Genomic DNA, 18765 nt, shown 5'->3' on the forward strand with positions numbered 1-18765 from the left:
TGGACTGTCCTGCGGCGTGCATGCTTGCCGACGATCAGGGTTCCAAGACTTAAGCCACAGCCAGCTTCGCCACCTAGCCGCGGGACGGGCAGGAAGGGTGCTGCCCCGCGGCCACGAGAGCACGAGTAAAAGCGCGTGGTGAGGCCGCGCGCACCAGCTCCTCGCCGATCACGACGGCATCGGCACCGCTTGCTGCATACGACAGCAGCTCCTTGGCATTGCGCACACCAGAAAGCGCTACCCGGATCGTCTCCGACGGCAGGCCCGGTGCAATTTCGGCAAAAGCCTTGCGATTGAGCGTCATCGTGGTGAAGTCGCGGGCGTTGACCCCGACGACCCGGGCATGGGCCTCGATGGCGCGGCTTGCCTCCTCCACGTTGCGCACCTCGACGAGGGCGGTCATGTTGAGCGACTCCACGCGGTCGATCAGCGACTCGAGGCGGGCCTGATCAAGCGCGGCCACCCGCAGCGGGATCACGTCGGCACCGTAGCAGCGCGCCTCGTGAATTTGATACGGATCCACGATGAAGTCTCGGATCATGATCGGAACGCTGACCGCACTGCGCACCCGCGCCATGTCTTCCAAGGAACCGTGGAATCGACGCCTCTCGGTCTGGCAGGCGATCAGATGGGCGCCACCGGCCTCGAATTCGCGGGCCAGCTCCTCTGGATCGGAGATATCGGCGATAAAGCCCGAGGGTGCCGCGCGCTTAATCTCTGCGATAATCCCGCAGCCGGGTCCCAGCAGCGCGCCGAGGGCGTCTCGGGGTGGCTCGCAATCGCGGGATCGGGCCTTGATCTCTTTGAATGAGACACGAGCCTCCCTCGCAGCGACGTCTTCAATCACGCCTTCGATGATCTGGTCAAAGATCGACTCCATGGCGGCTACTCCCCGAGGATTTCGGCTGCTGTCCAGCCCCTCTTGCACTTTTTGCGAAGCCAATGGCCGGAGCAAGTCACACACATTTACTCAGTGGAGCGACTTGCCACGGTTGTCATAACGCGGTGGTGTACAAGGAGTCTGGCTTTTCTCTACACGAGATTACTGGTAGCCCCTAGACGAAAAGAAATCACGGTGCGGCCGCAATCACCCCTGCCACCTGAACATTGATTTCAGCAGGCAGGAAGAGCGAGTGCGAGCACACACCGTGGCAGCAGACAAGGCGTCGGCAGGCAATCCCGGAAAGCGCGAGCACGGCAGGCTTAACGCTGGGGCGAATCCGTAGAACCGAATGGCCGCGCCTGCCCCGCAGGACCTGCCGGATCGGTGGGATCAATATCGGCGTCGATGGCATCCCACAAAACGCGGCCGGAGTCGGGGTCCGACTCAAGATCGTCGAGCACGCGCTCGTGACGGGCCTGCGTGCGCTCGTATTGCGTGCGCTTTGCGGTGTCAGCCCCCGGACGCATCGCCAAGATGATGCCGCCGAACAGGGCAAGACCACAGCCCAGCAGCGCCACAACCAACGCGGGCACCTGCACGCTCATGGTGGAAATCTCCGCCCAGCCAGACAATAAGGCGCCCTGATCGGAGCGAGAGGTGGAGTTGTCGGAACTCAGCAAGCCGAGAACACGGGAGGCGTCGGGCGCGCTAAACAGCAACTGCATGGGCGACCACGCCGCCCCAGCCGCGGCAACGGCGGCGATGATGCCTACAACACGGCGCCCGAGGCGTCGTAAAGCAACGCCCGCGATGCAGGCGACCGCAAGGACGAGGCCTACCGCGCTCGATTCGGTCGACCACAGGGAGCCGATGAGATCGACGGTCTTTTCCCCGGACTTGTCATCGAAGGCGGTCACAGTGATCCACGACATGCGCGAGGCTGCCCACAAGGCCACCGCCCCCGCGCCGATCATGAGGCTTGCTACAACGTTCGTCTTTGCCATGTTCTTTTTACGCCACGTTTTCTAATCGATCTTTTCGCTTCGCTACCGGGACTGGCTTGAGGCTACATCAGGCGGTCGGCATCGAAGCAGGTGCGATTGCCGGTGTGGCAAGCACCCCCGGTCTGCTCGACGGTGACCAACACCGTGTCGCCGTCACAGTCCAGCTGCACGCCCGTGACCGCCTGCACATGGCCGGAGGTCAGGCCCTTGATCCAGTATTCGCTGCGTGAGCGGGAATAATACGTTCCCCGCTTGCTTGCAAGAGTGTACGCCAGCGCGTGGGAGTCCATCCACGCCATCATCAGCACCTCACCCTGGTTGGACTGGACGATGGCCGGGACGAGCCCCTTGTCGTTGAATTTCACCCGCTGCGCGATCGCCGGGTCGAGGTCAAAGTCGGCCGGGTTGTCCGATTCCGCGTGCGGTACCTGCGTGTGTGGGGTGGTCATTGATGTCCTCATCGAATCTTACGTTGTCTTGTGTGTTTCGTTTCTTGACCCTCGCCGCATGATGCTTGCCGACGCCTATCGGTTTGAGGCTTCGATTGACGCGGCGAATGCGACTTAGCGGCGAACCTCGAAGCCTGCCTCGGCGATGGCATCTTTGACCTCGCGGATGCTGACCTCCCCGAAGTGGAAGATGGAGGCCGCCAACACGGCGTTGGCTCCAGCCTCGATCGCCGGCGGAAAGTGCTCAGCCTTGCCTGCGCCTCCTGAGGCGATCACCGGGATGCTTACCGCGGCGCGCACCTTCTCCAGCAGCTCGAGATCGAAGCCTGCCTTCGTACCATCACCGTCCATGGAGTTCAGCAAGATCTCGCCGACGCCGAGCTCTTCCCCCTTCTTGGCCCATTCGATGGCATCGATTCCGGCAGAGCGGCTACCACCGTGGGTGGTGACCTCGAAGCCCGACGGCTGCGGCGGATTGCCCTCGGGCACCCGGCGAGCATCGACCGACAAGACGATGCACTGGGCTCCGAAACGCCTGGACAGCTCGGACAGCAACTCCGGGCGCGCGATCGCGGAGGTATTCACGGACACCTTGTCCGCGCCGGCGCGCAGCAGTTGATCGACATCTTCCTCGCTGCGCACCCCGCCGCCAACCGTCAACGGGATGAATACCTGCTCGGCGGTGCGACGCACGATGTCGAGCATGGTGCCACGCCCATCCTTTGAGGCGGAAACATCAAGGAAGGTCAGCTCGTCTGCGCCTTCAGCATCGTAGCGGGCCGCAAGCTCAACCGGATCGCCGGCATCCTTGAGCCCCTCGAAGTTCACGCCCTTGACCACACGCCCACGATCGACGTCTAGGCAGGGGATGACGCGAATTGCAACAGCCATGTTTGTTCTTTCCTCTATATCTTCTCTGTCGGTTTCTAGGATGGGTACTGACACGTTTTCTTCATCTATTCAGTTGTCTGACTATCGGCCCGCTGTCGCCTACCGGTTTGAAGGACTCCTAACTGAGGTGTTCGCCTGCGGCTTCCCCAATCGGAGCGCTGTCTTTTCAGCAATGTCCGATAAACTTTAGCGTCTGCTTTTACCTGAACATTGGAAACGTCGGAAAGCATCCCGGGCGCCTGGCCGGCGCGTGGATCAGTGAAACTGGTAGGTGCCACACGACCCGGCGCTTAAGAATCCCCATGGGATTGTCGATATTTCTGGATGAGCTCAACGATGGTCGCATGCCCTCTGGGGGAACCAACCACCGCCCCGGTGCCACCGACCTCCCACGGATTTCCATCGATGTCGGTGACTACTCCCCCAGCGGCCCGAACCAGCGCCACGCCCGCGGCGTTATCCCATAGGTAGGGGCTAAAGCTCACCGCCCCCTCGAAAATGCCGGCGGCGGTGTAGGCGAGGTCAATTCCCACCGACCCGGTAATCCGAGGCCTTAGGTAGGTACGAGTCAAATCCCCGAGAATGCCCTGCCGCAACATGGAGGGAAAACCCGACTCCGCCGGCGAGGAAACGCTGGAAAAACCAACGTGGGCGGCCATGGAGGGACGATCCTTTAAAGGGGCCTGCGCACGGCCGTTGACAAAAAGCGGCGAGCCCTTGAACGCGCCAAAGCGCTGCCTGGTCACCGGCACCGAAGTCAAGCCGATAACGGGCTCGTTATCCACCACGAGGCTCAACAATACGCAACACATGGGATTGCCGGCGGCGAAGTTGGCCGTGCCGTCAACCGGGTCAACCACCCACTGCGGGGGTCCGTCGTCACCGCCGTACTCCTCACCGAACACGGGAATACCCGTGAGCGAGCTCAACGTCTGGCGCAGGTAACGCTCGATCGATAGGTCGATCTCCGTGGCGAAGTCTCCCGGCTTCTTAAAATGTGTCGGATCAGCGCCTAGGCCTTGCAGGAACATCTCCTCGGCGGTATCGAGGACCGCCTCGCCAATGTGGTAGAGCTCGCGCAGATCATTCATAGTGCGGCGAGTGCCTCTGCGAGAGTGAAACGCCCCTCATACAGGGCCTTGCCGATAATGGCGGAGTCGATGCCTTCGTCGGCATACTTGGCAATCGCCACGATGTCGTCGATGGAAGAAATACCACCGGAGGCGACGATGAAAGCATCAGTGGCTGCAGAAACGTCTCGCAGCAGATCCACGTTGGGTCCCTCCAACGTTCCGTCCTTGGAGACGTCGGTCACCACAAAACGGGCGCACCCCTGGGCGTCCAATCGCTCGAGGACCTCCCACAGATCGCCGCCATCAGAGACCCACCCGTTGCCACGGGTTCGCCACTCGCCGTCTATCTCCTTGACCGCGATGTCGACGGCAACCTTATCGCCGTACTCGCCGAGCACCTTCTCAATCCACTCCGGCTTCTGCAAGGCCGCGGTGCCGATATTGACGCGCTTGGCTCCCGTTGCCAAAGCACGCTCGAGGGACTCATCGTCACGGATACCACCGGTCAGTTCCACCGCGATGTCGAGCTTGCCGATAACCTCAGCCATCATCTCGTGGTTCGAGCCCCTACCGAAGGCAGCATCGAGGTCGACGAAGTGAAGCCACTGCGCCCCTTGGGACTGCCAGTTCAGCGCGGATTCCAGCGGGCTGCCGTAGGATTTTTCGGTGCCTGCCTCGCCTTTGTTAAGGCGCACGGCCTGGCCGCCTACGACGTCGACTGCGGGAAGAAGAGTAAAGGTCATGGTTATCCAGTCTAGTAAAGGGGCGCGGGATCGGTTGGCGAATATCGCTCCCGTGCGCGAATTGTATCTTTAGAGCTGGCGCAGCCAGTTTTCCAGCAGGTGTGCCCCGGCGTCGCCAGACTTTTCCGGGTGGAACTGTGTTGCCCACAGCGGGCCGTTTTCAATCGCTGCGACGAAGCGGTCGTCCTCGTGGGTTGCCCACGTCACCTTTGGGGCCTCGGTGAGGCCATCCGGCTCGAATTCCCACTGGCGCACACCGTAGGAGTGGACGAAATAGAAGCGGGTCTGCGGATCGAGCCCCGCGAAAAGCTCGCTTCCTTCGGCTGCCTGCACCGTGTTCCACCCCATGTGCGGCAGCACGGATGCCTGCAGCTTTTCGACGGTTCCCGGCCACTGCCCACACCCATTGGCGGCGATGCCGTGTTCCACGCCGTGTTCGAACATGATTTGCATGCCGACGCAGATGCCCATCACCGGGCGCCCGCCTGCCAGCCGCTCGCCGATCATGCGGTCGCCCTTGATTTTCTTCAAGCCCTCCATGCAGGCAGCGAAAGCACCCACACCGGGGACAAGGAGCCCATCAGCGGCAAGAACCTCTTTGGGATCCGAGGTTACCGTTACGCTGGCGCCGACCCTTTCGAGCGCTCTGTGTGCGGAGCGGAGATTACCGGAGCCATAGTCAAGCAGTGCCACTGTCTTCATGGTGGCTCATTTTAGAGCACCGCCAAAACAACCCTGTAGTTTCGGGGGGTGCTTGCCTCCTCACAGGACAAACGAGACGGCGAGGTCCCGGGTCCCTTTGTTGCTCCCGCCTGCGCACGGGGAGTATCTGCCCCATCCTTGGGCAGCAGGACCATCGTCGGCGCGCACCGTGGCACGCCACGGCCTACAGGAAAGGTGCCTGCTTGGCCCTCAGGCATCTGCCGATTAGCAGAACCAGAAGGCCTGTGCTGTTGAGTCAACGCAAACGCTGTGCACTGTCACAGTGCCTCCGCCTTAAAGCCATGCCTCGCTGCAGGGCTTCCGCCACACCGACCATATCGTTTTTGCGGTGTCTACCTACCCGGTTGTATTGCGGTGTCCACCTACTCGCGCGTCGATAATCACTGCCACCGTGGCCGCAAGGATAACCACGCCCGCCACGTAGTAGGCACCGCTGGTCGAAGCGATGGTCGCAACCGCGCCGAACAACACCGACCCCAACCCCGTGCCTGAATCGAAGGACACATTCCACGCCGTCGACGCCTGCGCGATGCGTTCTTTGTGGCCGCGAGCAAACATCACCAGCATGGTCTCGTTTTGCACCACACCAAATCCGATGCCAAACACTAACACCAGCGCCAAAAACCACCACACCGAGCCATTCACAGCCACGACGAGGCCAATGCCAGCCATACCCATTGCGGTGAGGATGAGCCCGGGTGGCAACAGCACGCCCGCCTTTTGTCCACGATCAGCGATGACCCCCGCAGCGTACCGAGCGACCATCTGCGCGCCACCGATGACCGACAGCATGATGCCGGCCAACATCGCCCCGACGGTGGGATCCATGGCGGCGGCGGTATCGGGCAAGAAGCTCGAGATGGCACCGTAGCTCATGGAAACACTCGCCAACGCACAGGCCGGGAGGGCAAAGAGTTTGATGAGTCCTCCCCTATGGTCCCGTTCTTTCTGCTGCCCGGGCTGGCTGGTTGGTTCTTCCCGCGTACGCGTTTGCGGTGCGCGCCGGGTTTGTGCGGGCTCGGGGACGAAGAAGCACACAGCTAGACCCGCAAGGCCGACGATCGCCGTAATAAGGTAGGCGCCATGGAACCCGGCGGCGGTGGTGATAACAATGACTCCGAGCGGCAGCGTGGCCATCTGTGCGAACCCCGCCGCGACCCCAATCGCACCAGAGGCCCTGCCGAACATTCCCTCTGGGACCAGCTTGGCCACGAGGGCGTATTGGGTAACGCACACGGTTCCAAAACCGATGCCACGCAGGGCCGAGATCGCAACGATCCCCCACGGATCGGTGACGAAAACCTGGATGAGCGCCGGCATCGACAAGAAGGCGGTGGCCACGAGCATGACGCGGCGATAGCCAAAGCGGCTGATCAACGTGGCGGTGGCCAACTGCGTGAGCACGGTGACAACCATAAACGCGGTCGTAGCCACTCCTGCCACCACCTTGGATCCACCGGCATCGAGGACAGCCAAAGGTGCGATCGGCAGCATGATGGAAAAAGCTGCGAAGGCAAGCGCAACGGCGGCCAGCAGCCAGCCGAGGCCGGGAATGGTCAGCAGGGCCTGCCCGCTCGCGGCGGTGGGTTGTGATGGGCTACTCATAAAATCCGCCCCCAGAGCTTGTCAGGCTGGGAGGCGGGCACTGTAGACGTCGGAAAGCAAAAACACACTATTGGAAGATACCAACAGCCCACAAGATAGCGCCAAGCACGGCAACCAAAGCGCAGGCACCGAGGACAAAAGCAAGAATTTTATGGTCATTCTTGTAGGTTGTCCAACAACCGCCAACCAGCAACCCCGCGATCATGAACAGGATGTAGACCACGAGGTAGGAGCCGGTCGACTGCTCCGCGGCGAGTGGGATCGGCATCTTTACAGTGCTCCCTTGGTGGACGGGATGCCGGTGAGGCGATCGTCGGAGGATACGGCCTCGCGCATCGCACGGGCTACCGCCTTGAACTCAGCCTCCGTGATGTGGTGCGGATCGCGCCCGTAACGGCAGTTGACGTGCAGGGTCGTGCGCGAATGAATCGCCAGCGTCTCGAAGAAATGGTGGTTGATCACGGTGGCGTAGTGCCCGCCGATGATCGAATGCACCATGTACTCAGGCTCGCCATTCATCACAAAGTAGGGGCGGCCGGAAAAGTCCACGACAGCCTCCACCAAGGTTTCATCCATGGGAAGCAGGAAAGACCCAAAGCGCTTGATGCCTCGCTTGTCGCCCACTGCCTCCGCGATAGCCTGCCCAAGGACGATGGCGGTGTCCTCGACCGTGTGGTGGGCGTCGAGGTGGGTATCTCCCTTGGCGCTCACGCGGAGGTCGAAAGCGCCGTGCACACCGAGGGCGGTGAGCATGTGGTCGAAGAACGGCACACCCGTGCTGATGTCCACCTTGCCCGTTCCGTCCAGGTTGATGCTGACCTCGATGTCAGACTCACTGGTCGTGCGGTGGACGGTGCCGATGCGTTCGGTCATGGGGGATTCTCCTTGCTGTGGTGAAGGCTAAAGGTTTGAGAAGAGGTAGGAGGCTGGGCGCCTTTGTGCCTACAGCTTTGCGATAATCGTGGTCGCGGCGGCAAGGAAGGCATCGTTTTCCTCCGGCAGGCCAATGGTGACGCGCAGGTGCCCCTTGACGCCGACGTCACGGATCAGTACACCCTCGTCAAGGAACTGCTGCCAGACATCGTGCTGATCGGCGAAGTTGCCGAAGAACAAGAAGTTCGATTCGCTGGGGATGACCTCGAAGCCCAGGGCCTTGAGCTCCGCCTGGACGCGCTTGCGCTCTGCAACCAGGGTTGCCACCGTGGCCAGTGTGTCGCCGGAGTGGCGCAGCGCGACCAAGGCCGCGGTCTGCGACAGCACGGAGAGGTGATAGGGCAGGCGCACCAGCATCACTGCGTCAATGAATGCGGGATCGGCGACGAAGTAGCCCAGCCGTCCGCCGGCAAAGTCGAAGGCCTTACTCATGGTGCGCGACACCACGAGCTTTGCTGGGTACTTGTCGATCAAAGACACCGCCGAGGGCGAATCGGAGAACTCCGCGTAGGCCTCGTCGACAATGACGATACCCGGCGCAGCTTTGATGATCTCCTCAGTGACGGCCAGGTCGGTGACATCACCGGTGGGGTTATTCGGGGTCGTCACGAAGATGACATCCGGCTGGTGGGTCGCGATCGCGGCCTTGGCGGCGTCGAGGTCGATGCGGAAGTTTTCATCGCGCGGGCAGGAGACGAATTCCGTCTGGGTGCCGGCGGACAGGATGGGGTGCATGGAGTAGCTGGGCTGGAAGCCTAGCGCCTTGCGTCCCGGGCCGCCGAAGGCCTGCAGCAGCTGCTGGAGCACCTCGTTGGAACCGTTGGCCGCCCACAGGTTGTCCTTCGTCAGCGCGACGCCGGTTTGCTTGGTCATGTACTCGGCCAGCGCCTCGCGCAGCTCCACGGAGTCGCGCTCCGGGTAGCGGTTGAGCTCGCGGGCCTGCTCGGCGATGCAGTGCGCTAGTTCCTCGATGAGGGCGTCGGACGGCGGGTAAGGATTTTCGTTGGTGTTCAAGCGAACGGGCACATCCAATTGTGGTGCGCCATAAGGTTCGTCGCCGCGCAGTTCTTCGCGAAGCGGGAGGTCGGCCAAAGTGATTCGTGCCATGAGATGAGTTCTGACCTTCGGTGTTGATGTGAAAGTGTGTGACGAAAAGGGTGCTTATTCGGGCGTGAGGTCCTCGAAGCGAGCCTTGATGGCCTCGCCGTGCGCTGGGAGCTTTTCGGCGTCGGCAAGCGCGATGATCGTCGGCGAGATCTCCTTGAGCGCGGCCTCGTCATATTCGATGATGTTGACTGCGCGCAGGAAGGTGTGGGTGGAAAGCCCCGAGCTGTAGCGTGCCGAACCGGAGGTGGGCAGCACGTGGTTGGAGCCTGCCGAGTAGTCTCCGAGGGGAACTGGGGAGAACCCGCCGACGAAGATGGCGCCAGCATTGCGGATTCGCTCCGCCACCTCTCGGGAGTTTTCGGTATGAATCTCTAGATGCTCCGCGGCGTAGGCATCGGCCACCTGAATTCCCATCTCGAGGTCGTCAACGAGGACGATTCCGGACTGCTGCCCGCGCAGCGCCTCGGCCACGCGATCGGCGTTGAGCGTGACACCATACCGGGCCTCGACCTCTTTGTTCACGGCCTCAGCAAGCTCCGGGGAGTCAGTAATCAGCACGCTCGCCGCCATCACGTCGTGTTCAGCCTGGCTGATGAGGTCATAGGCCACCCATACCGGGTCAGCGGTGTCGTCGGCGAGGATGGCGATCTCGGTGGGGCCTGCCTCGGAATCAATGCCGCACACCGAACGCACGAGGCGCTTGGCCGCAGTGACGTAGATGTTGCCCGGGCCGGTGATCATATCCACCGGCTCCAAGCCTGCCTCGTCATCGCCATATGCCAAAAGCGCGATGGCCTGGCCGCCGCCGACGGCCCAGACCTCGTCCACGCCCAGCAACGAGCAGGCTGCCAGGATGGTCGGGTGCGGCCACCCACCGAATTGCGCTTGCGGCGGGGAGGCCACGACCATGGTGGAGGCGCCCGCCTCTTGGGCTGGCACCACGTTCATGATGACCGAGGAAGGATACACAGCGTTTCCACCGGGAACATAGAGGCCCACACGCTCGACGGCGAGGAACTTCTCCGTCACGGTTCCACCAGGTGCCAACGTGGTGGTGTGCCCGCTTGGAACCTGCTCCGAGTGCACCTTGCGCACGCGCTGGATGGATTCCTCGAGCGCTTCGCGCACCTGCGGAGTGAGGCTCGCCAGCGCGGCGTCGATGACCTCTGAGGGCACCTTGACGCTGGCGGGGCGGATGTTGTCGAACTTCTCACTGTAGTCCAAGGCGGCCTTGGCACCGTTGACGCGCACATCCTCAACGAGTGGCGCCACGACCGGCAGCACCGCCTGAATGTCGGTACCACCGCGCGGCAGCGCACGGCGCAGTTCGCTTGTCGACGGCCGACGGCCCCGCAGATCGATGATGTTCAACATTGCTCGCTGTTTCCTTTATTTATCTTGTGTGTTTGCCGTTGGTCAACGCGTGGACGCATCGGCGCTGGTGACGTCTCGTAGTTTAGTGACGACACTGTGCTACAACGAAGGCGTAGCTCTGATACCGGAAACCTTCGCGTAGGTGTATCAAGTAACACCTGAGCTAGGTTCTGAGCTAACCGTGTCCACGCGTGCCGCCGCCTGTCCACATGAAGACTTTTTCACAGTATATTTTGGCCCAGCTCCCCCGCAGCCTTCGACTCCCAAAACAGGTGTATCCGGCGGGTGTTTTCTATCCCCCATTCGGCGCCTTGTGGCTAGTGAATTTCCCCGGCGCATTCCACTTAGCACCGCACGCGGGTGGTGTGGCTTTTTATGCTTCGTGGTTGTTTTGTTGCCGGCTAGGGTTGTGACGAGCAATGAGTGGTGTGAATGTAATCGGAGTGATGTGAGTAGCCCCGGAGTGTTTTTACGCCCCCTATGTAGCCCTGTGTACTGGATGCGGAGGCCTGATATCACCAACTAATTGCCTTGAAAAGCACCCAGGAATCGTAAGGGATTCTACCCCACTAGCGGGTGTGCTTACCTCCCCCAAGAAAGCAGGAGCCGGCTTTGAATAGCGTGTGTATTTACGAAACTTGCCCCAGCGCTACAACTTGGCACTTACAATTGCTTCCTGAAACCACAAGCGCGCACGCTTTTTCGTGTGTGTCATAGTTTACGCATCGCACCGGAGGACTTCTTCTATGGCAGTCGACGAGCCCAAGCGAACTCAAACCCCCGAGTTCGTGGATCAGGGCATGATCATTCGCTGCCTGGAGGAGCTTGGCTTCCACTTCGATATCACGATGGGCGCGGTCTCCGATCGCATCGAAGTGCCGTGGCCGAATCATGATCTCCTCATTCGATTTGAGGACGATTTCGCCCGCGTCTTGTGCGTCGATGCCACCATGACCGGCCGGGTGGATCTGAGCATGGTCAATTCGGTCGCAGAGCTCATCGCCGATTGGAATGGTCAGCGCGTGAATCCGGCGGCCGTGTTGCATATCGACGATGACGGTTCGATCCGCGTCAACTTTCGCTCCACCCTTGCTGTCGACCGTGGCGCTAGCTTCGATCAGGTGTGTGCGTTCTTGCAGATAACCGCCGATGCTTCCGCGCTGGCGTCGGATCTTTTCGGCGAAAGGTTCCCTGAGCTTACCCAACCACGCCACAGCAGGAAATCCACTTTCGATGATGTCGATGCGCTTATCGACGATTCCACCCCGGAACCTGTTGATCTGGAACGGGTGCGCACGAGCCTGGGCGAGCTGGGTATTTCCAAGACCCAGGGCGATGATGTCGCCCTCCTCGCGTGGGTCAACTCAATTCTCATTGGTTTTTTCATCGAGTCTAGCCCTTCCCTGCTCGTCAAGGGCCATTGGGATAGCGACCTCGATGCCGAGCGCGACTTCATGCGCTGCTTCTTGGTGTGTAACGAGTGGAACGAGGACCACATCACCACGAAGGCGTTTTGCACTCAAGACGAGCAGGGCCTTCAGTTACGAGTGGAGTATGTGTGCGACACCGGCGCTGGCTTGAATGACGTTCAGCTCCTCCATAATCTCTCTTTGGCGGTCCACCACATCCTCAAGTGCATCGACCACCTCTCCCGCGAGATCTCGGGCACCCCAGCCGTCGACTGGCCCGAATAGACCTACGCGCCCGGTTTTCCCTGCAGCTCAAGCTCGCTGGCTCCATCCCCTTCGTCCGTTCCTTCGTGCGCGCTCACCCCGCGGCAATGACCACGGCCTTCTTGGAAGGCTGCTGCATCACCCCCAGAGACCAAGAGCGCCCAGTACATGATCGAGGCCCAGAAGCCGCCGACGCAATCCGCTGCGATACCGGAACTGAAATACGGCACATAGGTGATGACGTCGCCAACGCCGAGGGCATCCGGATCATCGATCCCATGAACAAGGTCGGTAATAAACTCCCCGACCATCATGAAGCATTGCGCGCCGATCAGCGCCCACACAGTAACCCACAGCAGCATCCCCACCCCGCGCGTGCGCGGTGAGCGCGTGTAGGCAATGACGGCGGCGGCACCACCGAGGAGGGCGCAGATCAGCACGTACCAGAAGAATGCAGTAAATTCCACGTTGACTTCCGTACCCAATTCGACTTGGGAGTCCTCGACAACGGTTGCGGTATAGCCAGGGCGCACAAGCCCCCACAGCGCGCCGCCGAGGATAAAGCTGAGCAACACTCCGGCCACAACCCCGGCGTAGGCGCCAACCCGTGGTCCCACAGTGAAGCGCCGTGTCGTCGACGATTCTCTCGCATCAGCCATCGTGGCGGTGCTTCCTTTCATCCATTGTTGCCGAGCCGGCAATCGTGAGTAAGCCTGTTACGAACCCACGCACGGAGTTCGCAAACCTGCAGAAACCCATGAAACCACTAGCGCAACGAACACCGTGAGCGCCCAAGGCCGCGCCAGTAACCCGCGCAGGAACCGCTTTCAAGCATCGTTGGCTCGCGCTTGACTAGATTACTCGCCCCCATCCCCCCGATCCCACCCTCCCCGCTCTGATGCGGTGTGCACGCAGTGACACACTCATGGGCACGCTAGAAGCACGGTGCCTTGATACTTGCCGACGCCCACCGTCCACGAACCGCAGCCGTTGCCTGGCCGGTAGCGATGGCAGGACTCCCCCACCCCATAGAAGGACATAGAAGAACAAAATAGAACACAGCCAACATAGCCTTGGCACCAGGTGTGATGTGCGCACACGCTGTCTAGTACAGGCTTATGTAGGGATGGATGAAGGCGGAGTCGAGTAGGGGTAAAACCACACCTCGCCTCCGTCAGCCTCACCTGTGGAATTGGCAACCTATGCGGGTACACCTTTAGTCAACATTTTCAGTACTTGACCAGATCCCACTTATGTCGGTCGCGCACTGTTTTTGTTTCCACAGACCACTCGCGGGTGTGTGTGTCGTTGTTTAGTCTGCCCTGCACTCAACAGCCGCTGGCAATGTGAGGCCCTATGGATTGTGTTTGGTCCGAGAATTTGCGAACCCCACCTCCTCGAAGTTTCAGCGATGCGAAAAAGGAGAGGAGATGGGGTTTCATAAAAACCGCAGCGTGAAATCACTGGGGCCGTGTGAACGTACTATCCCTGGTCGTCGCAGAACAGCCAGTTGCCGCCTTCATTGAGGAAGCGCTGGGTACCAGTGGTGGTCTGGCCGTTGGAAGTTGCCGTAACGGTTGCCGACGCGGTGTTGCCGTTGATAACGATGTCGCTGACACCATCAACGTGGGAATCTGCGGCCTCCGGAATCGTGCTCAGCGGCGCATCCGGGATCACGCTGAAGTCAAGGGCAGCCTGGCCGCCGTTGGCCTCGATTACGCGAGAGCAGGTGCGGTTAGGCACGTATGCAATATAGCCACGCAAGGTGGTCTCGTTGTTGATGTTTGTCACCAGCGAGGTGATTGCGGCGGCATCAGCGTCGGAAGCGGGTTGCCCCTGAACAGGTTGGAGCTCAGTGACGGCGATCTGAGCCTGCTCCAGAGCAGCTGCCGGATCCACAGCCGGGTCTACCGCAGCAGCCTCTGCCTCTGCCTCTGCCTCTGGGGCTGCGGCATCAGAAGAAACATCGGTGGCATCGGCAGCGCTGGATTGCAAGGCAGAGGATTCTGCGGCGGAAGTCACCACTGCCGAGGAGGTAGGAGTAGCAGAGGAGCCGGCCGCGGCGGTGTCTTCCTCATCGCTTGAACCACAAGCGGAAAGTGCAAGGGTGGCGATGACGGTGGAAGCTACCAACGTCTTCTTCCATTTGCTAGGTCGTTTCGGATTCAACATGGGCTTTACTCCTCACACTTCCACAGCGCCGCAGGACCGGTAAGTGCCCGCACTGTGATGATCGCTTTGGCGAATATCTTGGTTTTATATTGCGTTCATCGGCAAAAGACCAAGTCTTTTACACGTCTTCTGCAGCCAAACGACTTCAAGGGAAAATGAATTATTCCCACCCAATGAATTAGGCGCTTCCGATTGACCGTCCAATTTGATTCAAACAATCTGAGCGCACCACGCGCACCGGAAGGGCGTATTACTTTTCATTTTCAGGCATTCCCCGCTCTTGAAGCCGCTTCAAGTCGGTAACTATAGCAAAATAAGTAACACCCGCAATTACCCTTTCTTGAAAGATCACAGCTTTTCTCCGCGCGCTTTGCCACATGCCACCGAATTAGAGGGCACCCGACCTACCCCATTGTGCGTTTCCATGAGTCGAATACCCCGCGTTTGAGATCTCGCCGCAATCCGCACACCCCTCGCCACGGTCCCACCAGCACTTTCTCATAGGTGTGGGAATGCAGTCGCCTTCACGTTTCAAAGAATGAGGGGACACTAGCCAAGCCTTTTTATTCTCATTTGCCGCCGCACCTTGGCGTCGCCAAGCAAGACACGACGGGACCCACCCGCAACCGCAACCATATAAATGAATCCGCAGCCAACGGCCGACGACGTACAGTTGCCTGCTCACCATGCAGCGTCATCACCCGCCACGGTCAACTGTGAGAGTTTATTGACGGGACGTAATGAGGAGACGCAGAAGAGAAAAACGATACTCTATTAAGCGTGCATTTGACTAAGGACATCATCATCGAAGCCAGTATCAACATACTGGATTCTTACGGTCTGGCAGATATGACGATGCGACGTCTGGCCACCCAGCTTCACGTGGCACCGGGCGCACTGTATTGGCACTTCAAAAACAAGCAGGCTCTTATTGACGCTATCGCGCGACACATGCTCACGCCTTTCCTCACGCAGGGTGATGCAGCCTCCCCCGCTACTTCGATCAGCCTCAGTGGCACTCCGGAGGGAACGTTTATGCGAGATTGTGAAAACCTCAGAGCTATCATGCTCGGCTACCGTGACGGGGCCGAACTCCTGTCGGCGGCATTATCAGAGGTCGAGCTGCGCGAAGCTGTCGAGCATCGACTCGCAGCCAACCTCGCCTCCCCACAGGCGCCCATCGCCGCGGCAACCGCCCTGCATTTCTTGCTGGGAGCCACGGTTCTCGAGCAGACGGAAAGGCAGAAGGTGCTCGCCGCCCACCCTGAAGACGACTCGCGCGCACGCGAGGAGGTCAAGAAACTGACGGTGGGCTTTACCCGGCAATTCCTCGAGGGAATCAAGCTCATCGAGGCTGGCGCACGGAAATAGCCGCCCGTTACCTTCTCAGATACGAAGATCGCACCGACTGGAAGCTTGATTGAGTCCGTCCTTGGAGATTCGTCGCCCAGCCTTACCTTCGGGCTGTGCGAAATTACGAAAGCATGGGGAATGGCGCCCCGTCCCTTCCCCCACTGCTGGCCAGCACGCAGTTTCACACCCGTATTGAGAAGCTTAAGTTAATTCACAGTCCCTGTGAATGTTGCGCTGCCCTCACACATCCGCGCCTCATCCACCCGAATTGCCCTTTCCGCGACCCCGCCCATCAGGCTGCGATTAATCCCGCAAGCTGCGCAGACGACCAATGATGTACAACAGCCTCCACCGGGTGCACATCTCCCACGCGCACAGCTACCCTCGACCATGATGGAAATGAGCTCGCGTGAGGCGCACTGCTTTGTCCCACTCATCCCAAAATCCGAGAGGACTATAGGTAGAATTTCCTCTTATGAGCGAAATCTCAGCACAGAAGCATAAAGTCTGGCCCGGGGCTGCCTACCCTTTGGGGTCCACCTATGATGGCGCCGGCACCAATTTCGCAATCTTCTCTGACGTCGCTGAGAAGGTAGAACTCTGCTTGATCGATCGTGAGGGTGTGGAAGAACGCATTGTCCTCGACGAGGTCGATCACCACATCTGGCACTGCTACCTGCCGGGAGTCTCCCCAGGGCAGCGCTACGGATACCGCGTTCACGGCCCCTATGATCCCGCCAACGGCAAGCGCTGCGATCCCAACAAGCTGCTGGTAGACCCCTATGCGCGCGCCTTCGACGGCGACTTCGATGGTCACCCGTCCCTGTTTAGCTACGACATCAATCACCCGGAAGACCCTAGCCTTCGCAACACCGAAGACAGCCTGGGGCACACCATGCTCTCAGTCGTGGTCAACCCCTTCTTCGATTGGGGTTCCGACCGCCCGCCACGGACCCCGTATCACGAAACCGTGATCTATGAGGCCCATGTCAAGGGCATGACCATGACCCACCCGGAGGTTCCCGAGGAACTTCGTGGCACCTACGCCGGTCTGGCGCACCCAGCAATCATCAACTACCTCAAGGAACTGGGCATTACCGCCATCGAACTGATGCCGGTGCATCAGTTCCTGCAGGACGATCGCCTGCGTGACCTCGGCCTGCGCAACTACTGGGGATACAACACCTTCGGCTTTTTCGCGCCCCAGGCTGATTATGCCGCAGCCCGCAAGCCAGGCGGAGCCGTTTCCGAATTCAAGGGCATGGTTCGTGCCTTCCACGCAGCCGGCATCGAGGTCATCTTGGACGTGGTGTACAACCACACTGCCGAGGGCAATCACCTTGGCCCAACCATCGCCTTCCGCGGCATCGACAACGAGGCCTACTACCGCCTGGTTGACGGAAACAAATTCCACTACATGGACTACACGGGAACGGGCAATTCCCTGAATGTTCGCGACCCACACCCACTGCAGCTGATCATGGATTCCTTGCGCTACTGGGTTACGGAGATGCATGTGGATGGCTTCCGCTTCGACCTGGCCTCCACCCTGGCTCGTGAGCTTCACGACGTGGACAAGCTGGCCACCTTCTTCGACCTTGTCATGCAGGACCCGGTCGTCTCGCAGGTCAAGCTCATCGCCGAACCTTGGGATGTGGGCGAAGGCGGGTACCAGGTGGGTAATTTCCCACCGCTGTGGACGGAGTGGAACGGCAAGTACCGCGACACCGTGCGTGATTTCTGGCGCGGTGAGCCGTCAACCTTGGGCGAGTTTGCCTCGCGTTTGACGGGTTCGTCGGATCTGTATGCCAACAATGGTCGCCGCCCCACCGCGTCGATCAATTTCGTCACTGCCCACGATGGGTTTACCCTCAACGACCTTGTCAGCTACAACGAGAAGCACAACATGGCCAACGGTGAGGACAACAGGGACGGCGAAAGCCACAACCGATCCTGGAACTGTGGTGTGGAAGGCCCCACGACCGATCCGAAGATCCTCGAGCTGCGCGCCCGCCAGCGTCGCAACTTCCTCACAACGCTGCTGTTGTCGCAGGGAACGCCGATGATCGCGCACGGTGACGAGATGGCACGCACCCAGGACGGCAATAACAACGTCTATTGCCAAGACAACACGATCGCCTGGGTCGACTGGGAACTCGCGGAAAAGAACTCCGAGCTGGTGGACTTCACCCGCCGTCTCATTCGCATTCGTTCGAATCACCCGGTGTTCCGACGGCGCCGCTTCCTCGCCGGTGGCCCGCTCGGTGACGATGTGGCAGATCGCGACATCGCCTGGCTCGTGCCTTCCGGCAAGCTCATGACCCAGGATGACTGGGGCTTTGCGTTCGGTAAGTCGCTGATGGTTTACCTCAACGGCAAGGCGATCGCCGAGCCGGACAACCGCGGCAACGCCATCGTGGATGATTCGTTCCTCTTGATGTTCAACGCCCACTTCGATGACATCGAGTTCACACTTCCCCCCGCTCAGCTCGGCGCGAGCTGGAAGCTTATCGTGGACACCACGGAGTCCACCGGCTATCCCAAAGATCCGCAGGTGATCAATGCCGGTGGGACGATTACCGTCCCTAGCCGCTCGATGATGCTGCTCCGCCAGGTCGATCCTCCCGTTGCATTAAAGCGGAAAAAAGAAATCGCTCCCAAGGTTGTCGTTGACGAATACACCGCCCCCAAGGAGATTTAGTTTAGCTCCACGGCGCATCCGCGAACGTGCGAGCATGCTCGCCCCCACGCAGCAGGCATGAGTGTGCCTTCCTGCGGGGGG

At 60.3% G+C, this 18765-nt stretch carries 17 protein-coding genes; 3 read left to right on the top strand and 14 right to left on the bottom strand.

All coding sequences use genetic code 11. The features are described from left to right. Positions 1–73 precede the first annotated feature (73 nt). The 12 genes from trpC to hisD all read right to left on the bottom strand — a co-directional run bounded on the left by trpC (position 74) and on the right by hisD (position 10785). Positions 74–880, bottom strand: a complete 807-nt coding sequence (gene trpC / locus PAB09_RS08610) for an indole-3-glycerol phosphate synthase TrpC (protein ID WP_271033273.1) — start codon at positions 878–880, stop codon at positions 74–76. Between the two features lie 323 nt (positions 881–1203). Beyond that, positions 1204–1887, bottom strand: a complete 684-nt coding sequence (locus PAB09_RS08615) for a TIGR02234 family membrane protein (RefSeq protein WP_271033274.1) — start codon at positions 1885–1887, stop codon at positions 1204–1206. 62 nt (positions 1888–1949) lie between these two features. Further along, positions 1950–2336 carry a phosphoribosyl-AMP cyclohydrolase gene (gene hisI, locus PAB09_RS08620; RefSeq protein ID WP_271033275.1) on the bottom strand — a complete coding sequence of 129 codons (387 nt, stop codon included), beginning with the start codon at positions 2334–2336 and terminating at the stop codon, positions 1950–1952. 114 nt (positions 2337–2450) lie between these two features. Next, positions 2451–3227, bottom strand: coding sequence for an imidazole glycerol phosphate synthase subunit HisF (gene hisF, locus PAB09_RS08625; RefSeq protein ID WP_271033276.1), 777 nt, complete (start codon positions 3225–3227; stop codon positions 2451–2453). Between the two features lie 290 nt (positions 3228–3517). Then, on the bottom strand, positions 3518–4318 hold the full coding sequence (locus PAB09_RS08630) for an inositol monophosphatase family protein (RefSeq protein ID WP_271033277.1): 801 nt from the start codon (positions 4316–4318) through the stop codon (positions 3518–3520). Beyond that, positions 4315–5043, bottom strand: coding sequence for a bifunctional 1-(5-phosphoribosyl)-5-((5-phosphoribosylamino)methylideneamino)imidazole-4-carboxamide isomerase/phosphoribosylanthranilate isomerase PriA (priA, locus tag PAB09_RS08635; protein ID WP_271033278.1), 729 nt, complete (start codon positions 5041–5043; stop codon positions 4315–4317). The genes PAB09_RS08630 and priA overlap by 4 nt, the downstream gene beginning before the upstream one ends. Before the next feature lie 69 nt (positions 5044–5112). Beyond that, positions 5113–5745, bottom strand: coding sequence for an imidazole glycerol phosphate synthase subunit HisH (gene hisH, locus PAB09_RS08640; RefSeq protein WP_271033279.1), 633 nt, complete (start codon positions 5743–5745; stop codon positions 5113–5115). A gap of 357 nt (positions 5746–6102) precedes the next feature. Continuing rightward, positions 6103–7371: an MFS transporter gene (locus PAB09_RS08645; protein ID WP_271033280.1), complete on the bottom strand. Its 1269-nt coding sequence runs from the start codon at positions 7369–7371 to the stop codon at positions 6103–6105. A gap of 67 nt (positions 7372–7438) precedes the next feature. Next, complete coding sequence (locus PAB09_RS08650) at positions 7439–7639, bottom strand: hypothetical protein (protein WP_271033281.1); 201 nt, start codon at positions 7637–7639, stop codon at positions 7439–7441. 2 nt (positions 7640–7641) lie between these two features. Beyond that, on the bottom strand, positions 7642–8244 hold the full coding sequence (hisB, locus tag PAB09_RS08655) for an imidazoleglycerol-phosphate dehydratase HisB (RefSeq protein ID WP_271033282.1): 603 nt from the start codon (positions 8242–8244) through the stop codon (positions 7642–7644). A gap of 69 nt (positions 8245–8313) precedes the next feature. Further along, positions 8314–9411, bottom strand: coding sequence for a histidinol-phosphate transaminase (locus tag PAB09_RS08660; RefSeq protein ID WP_271033283.1), 1098 nt, complete (start codon positions 9409–9411; stop codon positions 8314–8316). A gap of 54 nt (positions 9412–9465) precedes the next feature. Then, on the bottom strand, positions 9466–10785 hold the full coding sequence (hisD, locus tag PAB09_RS08665; protein WP_271033284.1) for a histidinol dehydrogenase: 1320 nt from the start codon (positions 10783–10785) through the stop codon (positions 9466–9468). Positions 10786–11531: 746 nt separating this feature from the next. Here hisD and PAB09_RS08670 point away from each other — a divergent pair. After that, entirely contained in the window at positions 11532–12479 is a 948-nt protein-coding gene (locus PAB09_RS08670) for a YbjN domain-containing protein (protein ID WP_271033285.1), read from the top strand. 2 nt (positions 12480–12481) lie between these two features. On the opposite strand, the gene PAB09_RS08675 is transcribed toward PAB09_RS08670, so the two are convergent. Continuing rightward, on the bottom strand, positions 12482–13117 hold the full coding sequence (locus PAB09_RS08675) for a hypothetical protein (protein ID WP_271033286.1): 636 nt from the start codon (positions 13115–13117) through the stop codon (positions 12482–12484). Between the two features lie 823 nt (positions 13118–13940). After that, on the bottom strand, positions 13941–14630 hold the full coding sequence (locus tag PAB09_RS08680; protein WP_271033287.1) for a hypothetical protein: 690 nt from the start codon (positions 14628–14630) through the stop codon (positions 13941–13943). 780 nt (positions 14631–15410) lie between these two features. Between PAB09_RS08680 and PAB09_RS08685 the strand changes: the two genes are divergently transcribed. Next, positions 15411–16001 carry a TetR family transcriptional regulator gene (locus PAB09_RS08685; RefSeq protein ID WP_271033288.1) on the top strand — a complete coding sequence of 197 codons (591 nt, stop codon included), beginning with the start codon at positions 15411–15413 and terminating at the stop codon, positions 15999–16001. 457 nt (positions 16002–16458) lie between these two features. Beyond that, positions 16459–18684: a glycogen debranching protein GlgX gene (gene glgX, locus PAB09_RS08690; RefSeq protein ID WP_271033289.1), complete on the top strand. Its 2226-nt coding sequence runs from the start codon at positions 16459–16461 to the stop codon at positions 18682–18684. The last annotated feature ends 81 nt before the right edge of the window (positions 18685–18765 follow it).

The organism is Corynebacterium sp. SCR221107 (assembly GCF_027886475.1).
Lineage (GTDB): Bacteria > Actinomycetota > Actinomycetes > Mycobacteriales > Mycobacteriaceae > Corynebacterium.